Raw genomic sequence first — 16539 nt, 5'->3', positions numbered from 1 at the left:
CGTGTGCCGGCCTTGGAGCGGGCATGGCCCGCGACGCATCAGGGGGAGCAGATGACCACCACGAAGACATCAGGCACGGCAGCACCCGCGCCCGCCCACACTTCGGGCATGCCCGTCGCCTTGTTCAGCGACGAGGCATCCGCCGTGATGACGCCCGTGCCCGGCTCGGCCCAGCGCCTGCCGCGGCCGTTGGACACCCTGAAATGGCAGGCGCCCCCGGCCCTGGAAGGCGTCGACGACGACTCGCAGTGACCACACCGCGAGGGCCCGGTGCCGTGGATCTCCACGACACCGGGCCACGAAGGCCGGGTCACTCGACCCGGGTGCTCCAGCCGAAGAAGAGCCAGCTCGGCTCGGGTCCGGCGGCATCGAGCAGCAGCGCTCCGGCGCCGCCCAGCCGGACACACGGGGCGTCATCCTCGATCAGGCGGTCGGCCAGCCACTCGGCGTCGTCTTCGTTCAGGGGCTCCCCGTCACAGGGTGACGACGGGACGTGGGAGGCGTTGAAGTAGCCCGCCGCGACGGCGTGCAGCGCGGCGCGTTCGCGCACGACGGTGACGCGGTCCACCTTCGTCAGGTCCGCGCGGGGCGAGAACAGGTCGACCGGGAGTTCTCGGTCTGCGGCGGCGTAGAGGGCGAAGGCGTTCTCGGGCGTGGCGCCGCTCGCGATGAAGCGGAACAGCATGGGGAACAGGTGCATGGCACTCCTTGGGTGGGGCCCGGCCGCCGGGAGGGCTGCCCGTCGGCCGGGACGGGTGATGATCAGGCGGGCCGACCGGGAATGACCTGTTCGCCGTTGCGCATGGCATGCATGATGCGGGCCAGAGCGACGGAGACAGTTCCTTCCGGCCCCGCAGCGTCGTCCCGCCCACCGGCGACACGTACGTCTGCCTCTCCACCCCGCTGACGCTTCACGTGGAAGGTGCGCTGGTTGAGATCGACGGCGTGCACAAGCCGGACTTCCCGCCGGTTGGGCAGCAGATGGTTCACCCGCATGCCCGTCTGCCGGAGCCGCTCCACCGCCGGAGGCAGCGGGACGCGCGTGTCGCGCATCCAGCCCTCAAACATGAACCCGACCGCGCAGACGGGCGCCCGAGCCGCGTCGGCGGGTAGAAGAAGGTCCGGGACGGGCGGCAACGAGCTGCTCAACCCACTCAAGGCATCGGCGGGGTTGACGCCGCCGGGGTTCCAGATGGCCTCGGGATACAGAGCCGTCTCCACCCGATCACCGGGCAGCAGACGCAGCGTGAAGATGCGGGAGGGACGGTTCCACCCCTCCCGTTCACCGCACTGGGCCTCGATCGCCACGATGGCGGCGGCGATGGTGTTGGCGTGTGGATCGTCCGCCGAAACGAGGGGAGCGGAGAACGTGAAGTCGCGGGGCTTCCTGGACATGGCAAACGCGCCTTTCCGTGCAGCCGTAGCCGAGTACGGCCGCGCTGATGCGGTGGGGGAGGAAGGGAGAGAGGCCGGAGAGCCCGGCTCGATACGACCAAAGTACATCTTGAAATATAAAGACGCAACACGCGTTTGGCCTTGACCGCCTCCTCGGACGGTGGCGGACGAGGCTGCCTGGCGTGTGTATGGCACCGAGCTGACGCACCCGCAGGTGACAATGGGGGCGGTCTCGACGGCGTCCGGTTACTGGGGGAGTGCTCTTTGTCCATCGACCGCCTGCAGCCCATCAGCCCCGCAGCGATGGCCGCTCGTACGTCCGGACCCGGCATCCCCGCCTCACGCACCGCACCCCGTGCCGACGGCACCTCCTCGATGAGTACCGACGCCTTCCGCGCAGCGCTGAAGCGTGGCACTGCGCGCGATGCCGCGCCAACCGTTGCCGCGGCGGCGGCCGCCGAAGCGGCGCGCCGGCTCACTCAGGGCCGCCTGGAGGTATCCGACCTGCGGGTGCTGCTCCTGGAGGCTCCCGGCTCGGAGGTCTGGGCGGCGGTTCGCCGTGCAGCGCTCACCACGGTCACCGCCAGCCCGGAACTGGCGCCGAGCATCATCTCCATGCACGCCCAGCTGCTCCGGCTGCCGGCGGCGACCGTACGCGAGGGCCAGGACGCCGGGAGCCAGGACGGCTTTCACGCGCAGGCCACGCTCACGGTCGACGACCAGCAGATCAGCGGCAGCATTCAGCGCTCCCGCACCCGCAAGGGCGCCCGGCAGCAGGCCATGACCACGCTCATCGCGGCGCTCGCCGGCCTTCCCGACCCGCTCGCCGACCGTGCCGTGAAGGCATGGGGCGCACCCGCCAGCCCCGCCGTCCCGCCGCCAGCCCCGGCGCCTCGCGCCGGCTCGGCACCCGCTGCGGGGCGCAGCCCCATCTCGGTCCTTCACGAGTTCGCCCAGGCCGGGCACACCACGACACCCGACTTCCGGGTCACGGGGGCCGCTTCCGCCTTCACCGCCACGGTCACCGCCGTCCACCGCGGGCAGAAACTCGCCGCGACGGGAGAGGGAACGAGCAAACAGAGCGCCCGCGCGGCCGCGGCCAGCAGCCTCCTGGAAATGCTTCAGCAAGCACTGGCCGCCGACGTCCCCCCAGCTCCCGCGCCCGAGCCTCCCACCCTGTCCAACGCCCCGGCGCTGCTTCCGCCGCTCGGCCTCGCCCGTACACAGGAGCCACCCCCCGCCCTTCCCGCCAGCGCAGCCGAGTTGTTCCGCGCGCACCACGTCCTCGAGCAGGCCCTGGCCGACGGCGTGGCGCTCACCCTGCTGCCCGCCCGCCACCCCGCCCACAGCACATGGATGATCTTCCGGCCCGACGGCGCACCGCTCCCCGACCTCGAACTACTGCCGGCGCCCCTTCAGCCGGTCACCCGCGACCTCGTCCTGGCCGGGACCGGTGGCATCATGCCGCGCCGCGCCACCGTGACCGGCATGGCCGTCCCGCTCCGCCTCGCCCTCCCCCTGATCCTCGATCCCCGCGAGGGAGAGCACGCCTCGGTCACCGGATGGCGCAACCCTCTGCGCCTGGCCCTCACGTGCGTGGCGCAGCAGCGTGTCCACCCGGCCCTGACCGACCAAGGCCAGGGCTGCTGGCGCATCGGCCCGATCACCGAAGCCCTGCACACCGCCGTCACCGACGTCGCCGCGCTGATGGCCCCCGAAGGACACTGCCTCCTCGCCGGTACCAACCCCATCCGCGTCCCGTCCCCCGAACACGCGGTGTGGCCCCTGCTCGACGCCGTCGCCGACACCATGCTCCGCACCCCCGGCACCCCCACCCTCCTGGGATCCGGCCCCCACACCGGGCCCGCCGGCCAGGACGCCGATGCGACACCCGAGTTGTGGAGGTGGGCGGACGCGATCGAGGACACCGTCGATCCCCACCCCACCCCGCGCCTGGTGCTGCGCATCAAGGAACCCGACACCGCGGGCACCGTCCCGTCCGCACCTGCCGTCCTGCACTTCGCCGCCCCCGACACCGCGGGCACCGTCCCGTCCGCACCTGCCGTCCTGCACTTCGCCGCCCCCGACCAGCAGGACACCGTTGCAGCGATCACTGTCTGGGACGGGGCTCGGCACGCCCGGGCCGAGCTCACCCCCGCCGCCCTGCCCGCTGTACGCCGCGCGCTGCGCCGGGCCGCCCGCCACTACCCGCCCCTGGCGCATCTCGCCGCCCAGGAACGCCCCCACCGCATCTCCCTGACCGCCCAAGACGTGGCCCGCCTCCACGACCACGCCACCGCCCCGCTCGCCGAGTCCGGCATCACCGTGCAGTGGCCCCCCACCCTCCTCGGCGCCCTCACCGCCACCGCCGTCATCGGCACCCACGACCCCGGCGACGAGGACGAGTTCCCGACGGGTGGCGGATACCTCGCACTGGAACGCCTGGTGGACTGCCGCTGGCACATCAACCTCGACGGTGACCCGCTGACCGAGCAGGAGATGACCGCGCTGGCCGACGCCGCGTGGCCGCTGATCCAACTGCGAGGCCGCTGGCTCCTGGTCGACGCCGACACCGCTCGCCGCGCCCGCGCCCGAGACCTCGCGCCCCTGCCATCCCTCGACGCGCTGACCGCGGCCCTCTCCGGCACCCTCACCCTCAATGGCGAAGCCCTCGAAGCCCGGCCCGCCGGCGCCCTGGCCACCCTGGTTGGCACGCTGCGCGGCGCCCCCGACGAGACCCGGGCCGTGCCCCCGCCGACCGCCCTGAAAGCGACGCTGCGCCACTACCAGCAGCGCGCCCTGACCTGGCTCGCGAACATGGTCGACCTGGGCTTCGGCACGCTGCTCGCCGACGACATGGGCCTCGGCAAGACCCTGACGACCATCGCCCTGCACCTGAACCGCATCGAGACCACCCGCGCCGCCGGCCCGACGCTGGTGGTCTGCCCGGCTTCCCTGATCGCGAACTGGGAGCGCGAGATCACCCGCTTCGCGCCCTCCACTACGGTCGTGCGCTACCACGGTGCCAGCCGGACCCTCGACCGTGACGCCCTCGACCCCAACACAGTCGTCATCACCACCTACGGCACCGTCCGCCGTGACACCACCTCCCTCGCCGCCGCCGAGTGGGGATTGGTCGTCGCGGACGAGGCCCAGCACATCAAGAACCCCACCTCGGCCACCGCCAAGGCACTGCGCACCGTGCCCGCCCGCGGCCGGATCGCGGTCACCGGCACCCCGGTGGAGAACAACATCACCGAGCTGTGGGCCATCCTCGACTGGACCAACCCCTCCCTCTTCGGCACCCGCAAAGCCTTCCGCACCCGCTACGGCGCCGTGGAGAAGGACTCCGCCTCACCTGCCGCCGCGCAACTCGCCCGGCTCGTCGGCCCGTTCATGCTGCGACGGCGCAAGACGGACCCCGGCATCGCCCCCGAACTGCCCGGCAAAGTGCACCACCACCGCATCGTCGCCCTCACCGAAGAACAGATCGGCCTGTACGAGGCATCCGTACGCGACACCATGGACAAGATCGCCACCAGCACCGGAATCCAGCGCCGCGGCCTCGTCCTCAAGCTGCTCCAGGCCCTGCGCCAGATCTGCAACACCCCCAGCCTGTATCTCAAGGAGCCGCTGGAGGACGCCGACCCGGCGGGCCTCGCCTGCCGCTCGGGCAAGCTGGCGGCCCTGGACGACCTCATGCCCACCCTGGCCGAGCGCGGCGAAGCGTCTCTGATCTTCACGGGATACGTGCAGATGGGCCGGATCCTCGAGCACCACCTCCGGGCCCGCGGCCGCTCGGTGCGTTTTCTCCACGGCGGAACGCCCCCGGCCCGCCGCCAGGACCTCGTCGACGCCTTCCAGAACGACCCCGACCCGGCCCCGGTCTTCGTGCTGTCGGTCAAGGCGGCCGGCACCGGACTCACCCTCACCCGGGCCGAGCACGTCGTCCACTACGACCGGCCCTGGAACCCCGCCGTCGAGGACCAGGCGACCGACCGCGCCCACCGCATCGGCCAGCACCGCACCGTCCAGGTCCACCACCTGATCACCGAGGGCACCGTGGAAGACCACATCAACGAACTCCTCGCCCGCAAACGCGCCCTGACCGAGGCGGTCCTCACCTCCGGCGAGAGCGCCCTCGCCGACCTCGACGACACCGAACTCAACGCGCTCGTAGCCCTGGCCGCCCGATGACCGGCTCCGGCAACACCCGCAACATGGCCCCCCTCGTCGCCGCCTGGAAGCAGGCATTCCACCTGGCGACCAACGGCTCCGGCTCCTACGGCAAGGGCCTCAACCTCCACCGCAACGGCGGCGTCGCTCAGATCCACGCGCAACCCGGGCGCCTGGCCGCCGCCGTCACCGCGAAGAAGGCCACCCACCAAGCCGTCCTGTTCCTGCCCGAACTGACCGACACCCAGTGGGACACCCTCGCCGGCCGCCTCGCCGGCAACGCCCAAGCCGTCGCCGACCTCCTGGCCAACCGGGTCCCTGCGGCCATCGCCGACCCCGGCCATGCCGGCGGCATCGCCATCGTTCCGGCAGCCGAAGAGATCACCTTCTCCTGCTCCTGCCCCACCGGCCACGCCGGCCGCGTGTGCGACCACAGCGCCGCCCTCGGCCACGCCGTCACCGACCGCCTCGCCGTCACGGCCTCCATCCTGCTCGGCGCCCGCGGCATGTCCGCCCGCAGCCTCGCCGTCCTCGTCCGTGACCTCATCGCCGAAACCGACCCCGGCACCCTCCCGGCAGACGACGACGGAACCGTCCGCGCCGACCAGCTCTACTCCCTGGCAGCCCACCGGCCACCGCACTCCCCGCCCGACCTCGACCTCGATCCCATCGTCCCGGTCACCACCGACCTCGACGACCCGCCCCTCCCCGGGCCCCGCGCCCAAGACCTGGCCTGGATGACCCAGGACGCCGCCGATCGCGCCCGAGCTCTCCTGACAGCCATCCCGGACCCACCCCACGACGACCTCGCTGACACAGTTCGAATCCTCGCCAGCCCTCACGGCATCGACCGGCTACCCGCCGCCGCCGACGCCACCAGCCTCAGCGAAACCACGCTGCGCGCCTTGATGATCGGCTACCGCCACGGCGGCCCGGCCGGCGCCCATGCCACCCTCGCCGCAGCCACGGTCCCGCCGAGCACCCTGGAACAGGCCGCAGCGGCCCTCCGCGCCTCCCGCGCCTTCGCCTTCGGCATCATCGACATCGCCGACGGAGCGATCACCGACTCGACCGCAGGCGTCCAGATCCGGCCCGGTCTCGACGGTCGGTGGCACCCCTTCACGCTCAGGCGAGCCGATGAGTGGCGTCCCGCCCCTGGAGCCTGCGACGATCCCGCCGAAGCATTCCGTGCGGCGCGGCGCGCCCGCGCCGCACGACCGCTCAGCCGGTAGACCGACCCACAGCCGACCAGGTCACCCCACTCCGAAAGGAAAGATCCGCCGCATGCTTTTGGACCTGCAGACCGGCGTACGCGCCTACCAGTTCGTCGTGGACCGGCTCGACGACCGGCGCCGCGAGCGGTACCCCGAGGGGCGCCAGGCGTACGAGGACGACTGGACAGCCGCCCACGATCTGGAGAAGTCCTACGCCGAGGCCGTGCACGCCCAGGACCCCGACACAGCCGAGCACCTTCTCCAGGAGCTCATGACCATGGCCGCTCCATGGCGAAGCCATCCGCACCACCCAGACAACGACACCGAGGGCGGGCACCAGCCCGACGACGCCGTGCCGGGCAGCCGGCCATGAGGCGGCAGTGGGTCCTTCCGTGCGGCGTGATCGCCGTCATGGTGGTGCTCACGCCCACCGTGCGCGACACCCGCAGCACGCCATGGACCATGGGATGGGTCGCCATCCTCCTCGGCGCCCTCGCCGTGCAGATGCTGCTCGTGCTGGTGGACCATCTCGCCCCCGATGCAGAGCGCCCCGAGCACGACGACGTCCCGGAAGCCTGAACTCCTGCCCGGCCGCTCGTGGCCAGGCTGTCGGTGCCGGGCATTACAGTCCGCATGTGCGTGACATGACAGCTGTGAGTGCGGAGGCCGCCTGGCTGCTCCTGGTCGGTCTGGCGGTGGTCGGTGCGATGGTGACCCTCGCTGACGGCCGCCTACGTTGGTATCCGAGGGGTCTGCTGCAGTGGTGCATGGTCATCGCCCTGGCGCAGGGGCCGTATGGAATTCTCCTGGCCAGCGGGTTGATCCCCCAGGCCGAGACCCCGGCCTTCCGCATCGTGATGCTGCCGACGTGGATCACTGGCGTCGGATTCGCGGTCTGGAAGGGCAGACAAGCCGTGCTCGGCCGATGGGCGGATCAAGAGCTCGTCCGAATCCTGGGCAACCTCAACGTGCTGACCCGGATCACCGCGCTGCACCGCCGAGCCGAGGGCGCGGATGCCAGGCAGCTCCCTTTGCAGGAGGCCCGGACCGCCTTGGGCCGTCGCCGCGGCCGTGTGGCTTTGCTGTCCTTCGAAAAGGTGCTTGAACAGATGGAGGCGGAGCACCGATCCACCGAGGAGTGGTCCGAGCTCCGCTCCCGGATCCGCGCGCTGGTCACGAACTTCGTCGGCAGACCACAGACTGACGCGGCGCCCCCTGGCGCGTGACCGATCTTGCGCGATACGTCGATCGCAGGAACTCCGGTCCATGACCAAACGCGTGTTGATGGCCGGGCGACGCTCGCCCACGGCCATGCCCGATCAGCTCGTCCAGGTCTTGATCTGAGCGGCGACCTCACGCACCGGGAGCCCGTCCCGGGCGGCGCGGGCCAAGGGAACCACGGTGTCCAGCCCAGGGCTGACCGGGAGGCCGCATGCCGACAGGTAGGCCGCCGTCACCGTGGCCGCGAACAAGAGGTTGCGCACCTCAAGGCTGGGGTTCCTCGCCAGTTCACACAGCAGCGCGGCGGCTTTGTGATGGGGCTCAGGATAGACCTCTCGGTCCAGGACCTCCGCGCGATGACGTGCTTCGGCTGCTACGGGCACGCCGTAGTCGACGACCTGGGGGTCCCCCGGGATCTGCTGCGCCACTGCCAAGATCCAGGCGAGATCGACACGGAGATTCACGCGGCGTCCCTCGGCGCGCGCTCGGCCAGCCCCTCCGTAAGTCCGGGATACCGGTCCTCACCGACCTCCTCCTCGAACGCGTCCGCGTACTGGGCCAGGAACGTCGCGGAGCCAGCCATGAAGGCGGCACGCGCCTGATTCACATCGGCCTCGATCAAGTCAGCCACGTACCCCTGCAAGGTCAGACCGCGCCGCTTCGCCCGGTCCTCGGCTGCCGCCTTGACGGCGTCGTCCAGTCGGATATTCGTCTGCTGCTTTGACATACCCACCACCATAGCTAGCAACCGATACCGTCGGCTAGCAGCCGAGCCCCGCAGGTTCTCGCTACCCACCCGCGAGGGAAGATCGTCTATCGGGCGACCTGGTCGACCACCGGACGCTGGGAAAACCGCCCCCCGGCATGGTCGCCCTGGAATGATGAATCACCACATCGCACCAGATCGCCAAGGGGACGAATGGGCCTGCACATTTCGCGGATCGAGATACGCAACTTCCGCAACTTCCGGCACCTCGTCATCGACGACTTCCCCGCCCACGCCGTGATCGTCGGCGAGAACGGCGTCGGCAAGTCGAACCTGCTGGAAGCGATCCGCCTGGTCCTCGACCCGTCCATCTCCGACGCACGGCGCATGCTGCGCGAGGAAGACATCTGGGAAGGCCACCCCACCGGCCTGGCTGGCGGAGCCGAGGTGACCATCGTGGTCGAGCTACGAGGCTTCGACGACGACGCCGACGCCAAGAGCATTCTGTCCAGCGCCGCGGTGGACTTCGACCCCTACGTAGCCCGGCTGACCTACCGCTTCGCCCCGCGGACGGAGGTGGCAACGGCCGATGGTTCCCGGGTGCAGCCGACCGGCCGGCCGCTGACCGCGAAGGACTACGACGTCATCGTCTTCGCCGGCGACCGCGAGACCAACGACGTGCGCGCCATCCGCCGCGAAGTTGCCCTGCGCGTCCTGCCGGCCCTGCGAGACGCCGAGGCAGACCTGCACAACTGGCGGCGCAGCCCGATGAGGGATCTCCTCGAACGACTCCCCCTTGACCCGGTGAACCTGGAAGCCACCGCCTCGGCCATGGCCACGGCAGTCGACCAGCTCACCAAGGACGCCAACGTCGCCAAGCTGGAGGGGCATCTGACGGACCGGCTGGGAGCAATGTTCGGGCCGCGTCTGGCGGTCCAGCCCACCCTGGGGTTCGCCTCCTCCAAGCCGGACGAACTGATCCGCGCCGTACGCCTGTTCTTCGACACGGCACGCCGCAGGAGCATCTCCGACACCAGCCTGGGCAGCGCCAACGTCATCTACCTCGGCCTGCTGCTCGAAGCCCTCAGCCAGCAGCGAGACGACGAGGAATTCATCGCCACCCTCGTCGCCGTAGAGGAGCCCGAAGCCCACCTCCACGTCACCCTCCAGCGGCACCTCTTCGGGTACCTGCTGCGCAGCGGACCGTCGCTCGTCCTCACCACCCACAGTCCGCACATCGCCGCCGTCGCCCCGGTCCGCTCCTTCATCGTGCTGCGCGCAACGGAGAACGGCACTACCGGTGCCACAACGTCCGCCCTCCCCGTCAGCAGCGAGCAGGCCGCGGACCTGGAGCGCTACCTCGACGTCAGCCGCGCCGAGGTCCTCTTCGCCTCCGCCGTCGTACTGGTCGAAGGACTGGCCGAGCTGTACATCCTCCCCGCCCTGGCCGAAGCCGCCGGCTTCGACCTCGACGCCTACGGCACCGTGGTGGCCAGCGTCCACGGCACCGACTTCAAGCCCTACCGGGCGCTCCTCGGTCCGAAGGGCCTCGACACCCCCCACGTAGTCATCACCGACGGAGACGCCGCGCGCGACAAGCGCGGCCGACGGGAAGCCGGCCTCAAAAGAGGCGCGAACCTCCACCCCGAGGACGCCCGCGGCAAGGCGCTCCGGGACGAGATTGCCCGCCTGCCGGAGACCGGCGCGGCCGGCTACCAAACGACCCGCGATCCCCTCGCCTCAGAACTCCAGGACCACGGCGTCTACGTCGGCGCCCAGACCCTGGAGACCGACCTGTGCTCCATGTTCGGCGATGAGATCATCCAGGCATTCAAGGAGCTGAACGGCAACGCCACCGCGATCGACGACGTGAGCCGCGGGGTCGCCAACGAGCTGAACACGACGATCGACCCCGAGCTGCGGAAGAAGATGCTCAAGCGCATCGGCGACCTCGGCAAGGGCCGCTTCGCCCAGCGCCTCGCCGCGCACATCGCCCAGGTCGACCTGGACGCCCGGATCCGGTCCGAAGCCAACATCACCGACGACCTTGTCCCCCTGGACGAGCACGCCCTGCGCCGCCTGGGCACGGCTTCCTACCTCTTCCTGGCCATGGAACGCATCAGCCGCGCGGCCCGCGGGACCTCGCTGCTCACCGGCCACACGGCGCCACAGGTCAACGGGCAGGGCAGCGATGCAGGTCAGTGACACCCTGCTCGCAGAACTCGACAGTCTGCACCCCAGGCAGCGGGCCGCCGTTCTCCACGACGGCAACGTCGTACTGCGGGCCGGGCCCGGAAGCGGGAAGACGCGCACCCTCGTCGCCCGGATCGCCTACGTGCTCCAGACGCAGATCTCGGCCTTCCGCGGCGTGGCCTGCATCACCTACACCAACGCGGCGGCCGAGGAGATCCGCCGCCGCGTCCTGCGCAGCGGCGTACGCGCCGAAGGGCGGATCACCTGCTCCACCGTGCACGCCTTCTGCCTGAACGAGATCCTCCGCGCCTTCGCATACCTGACCGGACAGTCGGCACCTCAAGCAGGCCAGGTCCTCAACAAGGCGGCCACCGAAGCGCTCCTGCAACGCTGCTTCGACCAGGCCGGCATCGGCGAGATCCTCGCCCAGCACCGCATGCCCCAGAGCACCCGGATCCGCCGGGCCCTGGCCTGCAACGAGGACCTGGACAGCTTCGACCCGCGGGAAGTCCAGGCAGCACGCCTCTACGAGGAACAGCTCATCCTCCGAGGCGAGATCGACTTCGAGGCCATGGTCACCCGGGCCGTGCACCTCGTCAGGGAACACGCACATGTCCGCGACCTGCTGCGCTCCCGCTTCCCCCACCTCGTCATCGACGAGTACCAGGACCTCGGCGGAGTCCTCCACGAACTCGTCCTCGCCCTGCGCGACCTGGCCGGCATCACCGTCTTCGCCGTCGGGGACACCGACCAGTCCGTCTACGGATTTACCGGAGCCGACGCCAAGTACCTGACCGAACTGGCAGGCCGAGCGGACTTCCGCGATCTCGAACTCGAGGTCAACTACCGCAGCGGCCAGGACATCATCACCGCCGCCGAAGCCGCCCTCGGCCTTTCCCGAGGCCGCCTCGCCCGCGAAGGCGCACCCCCAGGCGACGTCAACCTCGAACAGGTCGAGGGAGGGCTCGCGGACCATGCCCGAGTGACCTGCGACCTGGTCGAGCATGCGCAGAACAAGGGCATCAGCCCCGAGCGGATCGCCATCCTCTACCCCGCTCGCGGTCGCCTGCTCGACGAAGTCCGCAGCGAGCTCACCCGACGCGAGCTGGACTTCCGGCACGAAGGTGACGACAAGCTCCCCGCCGGCAGCCTTTCCCGCTTCGTCCAGCGGTGCGCCAGCCGCGCCGTCACCAACTACCAGATCCACACCGCATCCGGCGCCGATCGCGCCGACATGCTGCGCCGTACCCAGGCACCATCACTTGCCTCCCTGGCCCGCGCCTTCACCACGCTGCGTAGCGAGGCCCAGCTCGCCCCGTCCCCCTCGCGGCTCTTCGTTCCCAGGGCTCTGCAACTGTGCCTCGACCCCGAGGAGCTCTACCCAGCCGAAGCCCCTGCCCTCGCCTGGCTGGAGCAGCTGCGCGCAGGCTTGGCTCTCGACGAGATAGCCGCAGGACACCCCGACCAGGACAACACGAGCAGCCTCGACCGCCTGGCCGACCTGTGCAGGTCCAAGGACTTTCTGCTGCAGGACCTCGCGCGCGGCGAGGAAGTCATCGGGAAGGTACTGCTCGCCACCTACCACGCAGCCAAGGGCCGAGAGTTCGACACCGTGATCCTGCCGGGCCTCCTCCAGGGCCTCATTCCGCGTGACGTCCCGAGCGGGAGGCAGTGGCGGAAACCCACGGAGACGGAGCTCGCGGAGCAGAGGCGCACCTTCTACGTCGCCCTCACCCGTGCCGAGTCGACCGTGACCATGATCGTCGGTCCCGGGTACGAGACCAGGAACGGATACTGGATGTCCTTTGGGCCCTCAGCCTTCGTGATCGAGATGGCGCAGCGGCTCTTCCCCGACGAACAGACCTGACCAGGCGGCCGTCCCCAGCCCAGTCCGACGCTCCGGCCTCCGACTACGGTGATCACCATGACACTGGGGGAGATGCTGCAACGCCACGCCGGGCAGGCGGTGGTGGCGACGGCGATCATCAGCGAGGCCGTCATGACACAGCTGCGCGGACCGGCGGCCGGCATCGCCGTCGGTGTGGCGGCGGCGGCCGGCGGAGTGTGGTTGGTGCAGGGCCGCGCCCGGCAGAAGTCGGCGATCGCCATGGGGCCGTCGGCCCAGGCGTTGACCTGGCAGGTCCACGCAGGCCGCAAGCCCGACCCGTCCGACAGCGACACGTACCGCCACATCGCCACCAGGATGCGGCAGACCACCGAGCACGTACGCCGCACCACCGCTGAGCGCGGACTGAAGAAGATCACCCTGGCCACCTCCAGCGAGACCGACAGCTGGGCCGACGCCCGCTCCACCGGCCACGGCCGCCGAGGCCACGTGTGGCTCGGCATGCGGTGGCTCCACCCCCGGCACACCAACCACCTCCCCGCGGTCCTGGAGCACGAACTCGCCCACCTACAGCGCCGCGACACCGGCAAGCGCATCGCCGCCGAGTCCGCCGCCGTCGCGGTGGTCGGCCTGGCCGCGGGCCTGCTGTCCCTGCCCGCCCTCGCCCTGACCGCAGCCGCCGCCTGGGCGCTGAACACCATGTTCTTCTGGTGGGGCGAACTGGCCTGCGACCTTGCGGCCGCCCGTGTCTGCGGCCGGACCGCCGTGGCCGACATGTGGCGCGAGGACCTCGAACGTGAACGCGCCCGCGCCGTATTGCCCCGGATCTGGGTGACGGTGAGGGGCCTGCGCACGCACCCGCCACTGCGCCTGCGGATCCTGTGCGCCGAACATGTCCCGTTGCCTGACGCACACGGGCAGGCCGTGCACCCACTGCACACGCCGGCCGCCAGCTGATCCGACTTCCCCGTCCACAGCGTCCCGGCCAGACCGGCCACGAGCCGGTGCACCGCCCCGACGCGTGATGGGATTCCCCGATATGTGCGATAAGCGGGGGGTCAGCGCAGTATTTTGGCGGGCAGTCCCCCTGGACGCCGCGTCCCCCCGTGCGCTGCGTCCGGGGGTGTACTCCGCCGGGTCCGGCGTGATCAGCGGCCCCGCACCTCCGCCGCGGTAACTCGCTCTCGCGCCCGTCTGCCGCGACCGGCTCTCTCTCCGCTTACCGGGAGGTCACCGGCTCGCAGAGCCGGGGTTCGGGATCCGGTAGACCGGCGTGGTGGGCGCGAGGGGGAGGTCGGGGCGGACCCGCGCTCGGGGGAAGAACCGGCGCTCACGAGTGAACGTGAGGCCCTCGACGGCGCCGTCCTTGTAGACCGGCCCGACGAGCCGCCCCTCGGTGTCGCGGATCCCGATCCGCACTCCGGGCTTCCAGTGCGCCCGCCGCCACGTGCCGACGACGAGCGGCCCCCGCGAGCCGGCTGGCGCCGTGCGTTGCTCGGGCGGCCCCTCGGGCGGAGGGGTGAAGTCCAGGACACGGACCGCGTGGAAGGCGCCGGCCTGCCCGGCCATGCTCGCGGCGATCCTGCCCAGGGCGCTGCGCGACGTGGGGCGCGGCCCGGGTTCGGGGAGAACGGGCGGCGGCGTCCACCGGGCGAATGCCAACTGCGCGGCGTACCCGTACAGCACGCGGCCGCCGCCGTGGTCGCCGTACGCGGTCGGCTGCAGCACCTGGCACCGCTTCCCCGTCGCGTCAAGTGAGGAGATGAGCAGGAACCCTGACGTCGTGTCGAGTCGGCCATCGGGCTGGGAGGCGAGCAGGCCGCCGAGGATGACCGGCTCCGGTCCCACGCACACGCCGGCCTCGACGAGCGCGGCGAGCTCGTCGTCATCGGCCTGGGCCGCGCGCAGGGGGACAGCGTCGTGCGTGATGAGCGACCAGGGGGCCGGCAGCCGCAGCGCTTCCCGGGTCGGTTCGTCCAAGGGGGCGGTGGTGACCACGTCCAGGGCGAGCGGGGCGGGAACCATGTGCGCGGCGGACAGGTAGGCCGCGGTGCCGGTCAGGGCGCGCAGCCACCGCACGGCTCGGTCCTGCTGCACGACGTAGGTGCTGGCGCGGAAGTCCTGCTCGTCCAGCAGACCGGACCGCAGCGCGCCGACGTCCGCGGGCACCAGGCCGGCCACGTCCGAGGGCAGGGGGCGATGGATCCGGGCGAAGCGCCGCTCAAGCTCCCACTGCTCCCGTTGGGTCGCCAGTGCGGCCGCGGCGACGTCGATGACGACGTCGTCCGGCCCACACAGCGCGAGGACCGCCTTCGACTCGTGAGGAGCCAGCTCCCAGCCGATGTCGTGCTCGTCCGCGAGTCGCTGTGCTGCTCCGCACTCCGCGACCACCCGCTTCCACAGCACCGCCAACTGCTCGTCCCAGGATCCCGATCTGCCCGGTCCAGCGCCGGGACCGAGAAGGAACTCCTTCCAGGCACCCGAGGTCAGGGTGGTGAAGGTCAGGCCGCTGTCACGCGTAGCCGGGGCGGCCGGCTGCGCGAAGGCCGCGTCGAGGAGGTTCCGCACGCTCATGCCCTGGTCAACGACGGCACTCGGTTCGAAGGCACTCCTGTCCGCGCCCTGCGTTGGCCGCCTGTGGTTGGTCACTCCTCGCGTTGCTGCTGGGCCTCTTCGAGGGCACGCAGCGCGGCCTGCCGAGTCTGCTCGATACGGGCAGGATCCCGGGGCGTCTGGTCCTCTTCGGCCCCCGAGCGGCCGTCAGCCGCCGACATCATGACGTCGAGGGCCTTGCGCCGCGCGGCCTCACTCAGCGGCGGCCGCCGGTCGCGCAGCGCCCCGATCGTCATCAGCGTCAGCACGTCGTCGCTCGTGGTGGGCCGCATGCGGCCTTCGAGGAGTTCGTCCAGCCGCCAGCTGTGCGCGATCTCTTCCCACGTCACGTCCGGCGTTGCTTCGTCGCTCATGCGTTTTCCTATCCCAAAAGGAATCAACAACAGCAGTCACCGCTTCCGGCCCGCTGAATTCCCGACCGGCGTGCTCACACGCTGCGCATGACCGCCACGACCTTGCCGAGGATGGACGCGGCGTCGCCGCAGATGGGCTCGAAGGCGTCGTTCTCCGGCATGAGCCACACCGTCGAGCCCTCCCGCTTGAGTCGCTTGACCGTCGCCTCGCCGTCGATCATGGCGGCGACGATCTCGCCGTTCTCGGCGTCCGGCTGCACCCTGACGGCAACGGTGTCGCCGTCCATGATGTGCGCCTTGATCATCGACTCGCCGCTGACCGTGAGCGCGAACACCTGTCCGCTGCCGACGAGTTGCCTCGGCAGCGCGAGCACATCTTCGACGTGCTCGTCGGCGGTGATGGGAACGCCGGCGGCGATGCGGCCGACGAGGGGGGTGTGGACCACCGAGGAGTCGGACACCGCGTCTTCGGGGCCCGCTTCTACGGCGACGTCGCCTTCGGGGCCGGCGGTCGTGGTGGGGACGTAGGCGCGAGGACGCTTCGGGTCCTGTCGCAGGACGCCCTTCTTCACCAGCGCGCCGATCTGATGCGCGACGGACGAGGTGCTGGAGAGCCCGGCGGCCTGGCCCAGCTCCCGCATCGACGGCGGGTATCCGCGGTCCCTGATGCTGGACCGGATTGCGTCGACGATCCGGCGCTGCCGGTCGGTCAGCCCGTCCTCCCGGGTCACGATGCCCGGCGGGCGCCCGACGTACCGAGACGTTGTGGCCTCCATGATGTCCCCCTTCGTGCTCTTACAGGTACGAACCGTAACCCGAGAT

General features: G+C 70.9%; 16 protein-coding genes. 9 read left to right on the top strand and 7 right to left on the bottom strand.

Translation table 11 applies throughout. The features are described 5' to 3' along the window. Positions 1 to 108: 108 nt before the first annotated feature. The gene (locus tag ACF07B_RS28355) at positions 109 to 252 is read left to right on the top strand and encodes a hypothetical protein (protein WP_392181026.1); all 144 of its coding nucleotides are present in this window, start codon (positions 109 to 111) and stop codon (positions 250 to 252) included. A 58-nt stretch (positions 253 to 310) separates the two neighbouring features. Here the strand turns inward: ACF07B_RS28355 and ACF07B_RS28350 are convergent, their stop codons facing one another. Together ACF07B_RS28350 and ACF07B_RS28345 are read right to left on the bottom strand one after the other, a co-directional pair. Then, positions 311 to 700: a hypothetical protein gene (locus tag ACF07B_RS28350; RefSeq protein WP_392181025.1), complete on the bottom strand. Its 390-nt coding sequence runs from the start codon at positions 698 to 700 to the stop codon at positions 311 to 313. 62 nt (positions 701 to 762) lie between these two features. Then, the gene (locus ACF07B_RS28345; RefSeq protein WP_392181024.1) at positions 763 to 1395 is read right to left on the bottom strand and encodes a hypothetical protein; all 633 of its coding nucleotides are present in this window, start codon (positions 1393 to 1395) and stop codon (positions 763 to 765) included. A 264-nt stretch (positions 1396 to 1659) separates the two neighbouring features. On the opposite strand from ACF07B_RS28345, the gene ACF07B_RS28340 reads away from it, so the two are divergent. Genes ACF07B_RS28340 through ACF07B_RS28320 form a run of 5 tightly spaced genes read left to right on the top strand, consistent with a single transcriptional unit; the run spans position 1660 to position 8011 of the window. Next, positions 1660 to 5592, top strand: a complete 3933-nt coding sequence (locus tag ACF07B_RS28340) for an SNF2-related protein (RefSeq protein ID WP_392181023.1) — start codon at positions 1660 to 1662, stop codon at positions 5590 to 5592. Further along, positions 5589 to 6803, top strand: a complete 1215-nt coding sequence (locus tag ACF07B_RS28335) for a hypothetical protein (RefSeq protein WP_392181022.1) — start codon at positions 5589 to 5591, stop codon at positions 6801 to 6803. Before ACF07B_RS28340 ends, ACF07B_RS28335 begins: the two co-directional genes overlap by 4 nt. A gap of 52 nt (positions 6804 to 6855) precedes the next feature. Continuing rightward, entirely contained in the window at positions 6856 to 7158 is a 303-nt protein-coding gene (locus ACF07B_RS28330) for a hypothetical protein (protein ID WP_392181021.1), read from the top strand. Then, positions 7155 to 7364 carry a hypothetical protein gene (locus tag ACF07B_RS28325; protein ID WP_392181020.1) on the top strand — a complete coding sequence of 70 codons (210 nt, stop codon included), beginning with the start codon at positions 7155 to 7157 and terminating at the stop codon, positions 7362 to 7364. The genes ACF07B_RS28330 and ACF07B_RS28325 overlap by 4 nt, the downstream gene beginning before the upstream one ends. Positions 7365 to 7420: 56 nt before the next feature. Beyond that, positions 7421 to 8011, top strand: coding sequence for a hypothetical protein (locus ACF07B_RS28320; protein WP_392181019.1), 591 nt, complete (start codon positions 7421 to 7423; stop codon positions 8009 to 8011). A gap of 93 nt (positions 8012 to 8104) precedes the next feature. Here ACF07B_RS28320 and ACF07B_RS28315 read toward each other — a convergent pair whose 3' ends face one another. Together ACF07B_RS28315 and ACF07B_RS28310 are read right to left on the bottom strand one after the other, a co-directional pair. Beyond that, entirely contained in the window at positions 8105 to 8470 is a 366-nt protein-coding gene (locus ACF07B_RS28315; protein WP_392181018.1) for a hypothetical protein, read from the bottom strand. Next, complete coding sequence (locus ACF07B_RS28310) at positions 8467 to 8733, bottom strand: hypothetical protein (RefSeq protein WP_392181017.1); 267 nt, start codon at positions 8731 to 8733, stop codon at positions 8467 to 8469. Before ACF07B_RS28310 ends, ACF07B_RS28315 begins: the two co-directional genes overlap by 4 nt. A gap of 192 nt (positions 8734 to 8925) precedes the next feature. Here ACF07B_RS28310 and ACF07B_RS28305 point away from each other — a divergent pair, with 192 nt between their 5' ends. Genes ACF07B_RS28305 through ACF07B_RS28295 form a run of 3 tightly spaced genes read left to right on the top strand, consistent with a single transcriptional unit; the run spans position 8926 to position 13708 of the window. Beyond that, on the top strand, positions 8926 to 10917 hold the full coding sequence (locus ACF07B_RS28305; RefSeq protein WP_392181016.1) for an ATP-dependent endonuclease: 1992 nt from the start codon (positions 8926 to 8928) through the stop codon (positions 10915 to 10917). Further along, positions 10904 to 12772 carry an ATP-dependent helicase gene (locus tag ACF07B_RS28300; protein ID WP_392181015.1) on the top strand — a complete coding sequence of 623 codons (1869 nt, stop codon included), beginning with the start codon at positions 10904 to 10906 and terminating at the stop codon, positions 12770 to 12772. Before ACF07B_RS28305 ends, ACF07B_RS28300 begins: the two co-directional genes overlap by 14 nt. A 57-nt stretch (positions 12773 to 12829) precedes the next feature. Then, entirely contained in the window at positions 12830 to 13708 is an 879-nt protein-coding gene (locus ACF07B_RS28295) for a M48 family metalloprotease (RefSeq protein WP_392181014.1), read from the top strand. A gap of 273 nt (positions 13709 to 13981) precedes the next feature. On the opposite strand, the gene ACF07B_RS28290 is transcribed toward ACF07B_RS28295, so the two are convergent. The 3 genes from ACF07B_RS28290 to lexA form a co-directional block, all read right to left on the bottom strand. Continuing rightward, positions 13982 to 15325 carry a hypothetical protein gene (locus tag ACF07B_RS28290; RefSeq protein WP_392181013.1) on the bottom strand — a complete coding sequence of 448 codons (1344 nt, stop codon included), beginning with the start codon at positions 15323 to 15325 and terminating at the stop codon, positions 13982 to 13984. A 71-nt stretch (positions 15326 to 15396) separates the two neighbouring features. Continuing rightward, on the bottom strand, positions 15397 to 15717 hold the full coding sequence (locus ACF07B_RS28285; RefSeq protein ID WP_392181012.1) for a hypothetical protein: 321 nt from the start codon (positions 15715 to 15717) through the stop codon (positions 15397 to 15399). 74 nt (positions 15718 to 15791) lie between these two features. Next, entirely contained in the window at positions 15792 to 16493 is a 702-nt protein-coding gene (gene lexA / locus ACF07B_RS28280; RefSeq protein ID WP_392181011.1) for a transcriptional repressor LexA, read from the bottom strand. Between the last annotated feature and the right edge of the window lie 46 nt (positions 16494 to 16539).

Origin of the sequence: Streptomyces sp. NPDC015532 (genome assembly GCF_043078065.1) — a bacterium.
In the GTDB taxonomy this organism is placed as follows: Bacteria; Actinomycetota; Actinomycetes; order Streptomycetales; family Streptomycetaceae; genus Streptomyces.
Note: the sequence above shows the minus strand (reverse complement) of the source record. Positions and strands in the feature narration are given on the sequence as shown.

What these genes read in the sequence shown, in the direction of transcription:
- ACF07B_RS28355 (WP_392181026.1), top strand. Translation starts at nt 109, where the DNA reads ATGCCCGTCGCCTTGTTCAGCGACGAGGCATCCGCCGTGATGACGCCC.
- ACF07B_RS28350 (WP_392181025.1), bottom strand. Translation starts at nt 700, where the DNA reads ATGCACCTGTTCCCCATGCTGTTCCGCTTCATCGCGAGCGGCGCCACG.
- ACF07B_RS28345 (WP_392181024.1), bottom strand. Translation starts at nt 1,395, where the DNA reads ATGTCCAGGAAGCCCCGCGACTTCACGTTCTCCGCTCCCCTCGTTTCG.
- ACF07B_RS28335 (WP_392181022.1), top strand. Translation starts at nt 5,589, where the DNA reads ATGACCGGCTCCGGCAACACCCGCAACATGGCCCCCCTCGTCGCCGCC.
- ACF07B_RS28330 (WP_392181021.1), top strand. Translation starts at nt 6,856, where the DNA reads ATGCTTTTGGACCTGCAGACCGGCGTACGCGCCTACCAGTTCGTCGTG.
- ACF07B_RS28325 (WP_392181020.1), top strand. Translation starts at nt 7,155, where the DNA reads ATGAGGCGGCAGTGGGTCCTTCCGTGCGGCGTGATCGCCGTCATGGTG.
- ACF07B_RS28310 (WP_392181017.1), bottom strand. Translation starts at nt 8,733, where the DNA reads ATGTCAAAGCAGCAGACGAATATCCGACTGGACGACGCCGTCAAGGCG.
- ACF07B_RS28305 (WP_392181016.1), top strand. Translation starts at nt 8,926, where the DNA reads ATGGGCCTGCACATTTCGCGGATCGAGATACGCAACTTCCGCAACTTC.
- ACF07B_RS28300 (WP_392181015.1), top strand. Translation starts at nt 10,904, where the DNA reads ATGCAGGTCAGTGACACCCTGCTCGCAGAACTCGACAGTCTGCACCCC.
- ACF07B_RS28295 (WP_392181014.1), top strand. Translation starts at nt 12,830, where the DNA reads ATGACACTGGGGGAGATGCTGCAACGCCACGCCGGGCAGGCGGTGGTG.
- ACF07B_RS28290 (WP_392181013.1), bottom strand. Translation starts at nt 15,325, where the DNA reads ATGAGCGTGCGGAACCTCCTCGACGCGGCCTTCGCGCAGCCGGCCGCC.
- ACF07B_RS28285 (WP_392181012.1), bottom strand. Translation starts at nt 15,717, where the DNA reads ATGAGCGACGAAGCAACGCCGGACGTGACGTGGGAAGAGATCGCGCAC.
- lexA (WP_392181011.1), bottom strand. Translation starts at nt 16,493, where the DNA reads ATGGAGGCCACAACGTCTCGGTACGTCGGGCGCCCGCCGGGCATCGTG.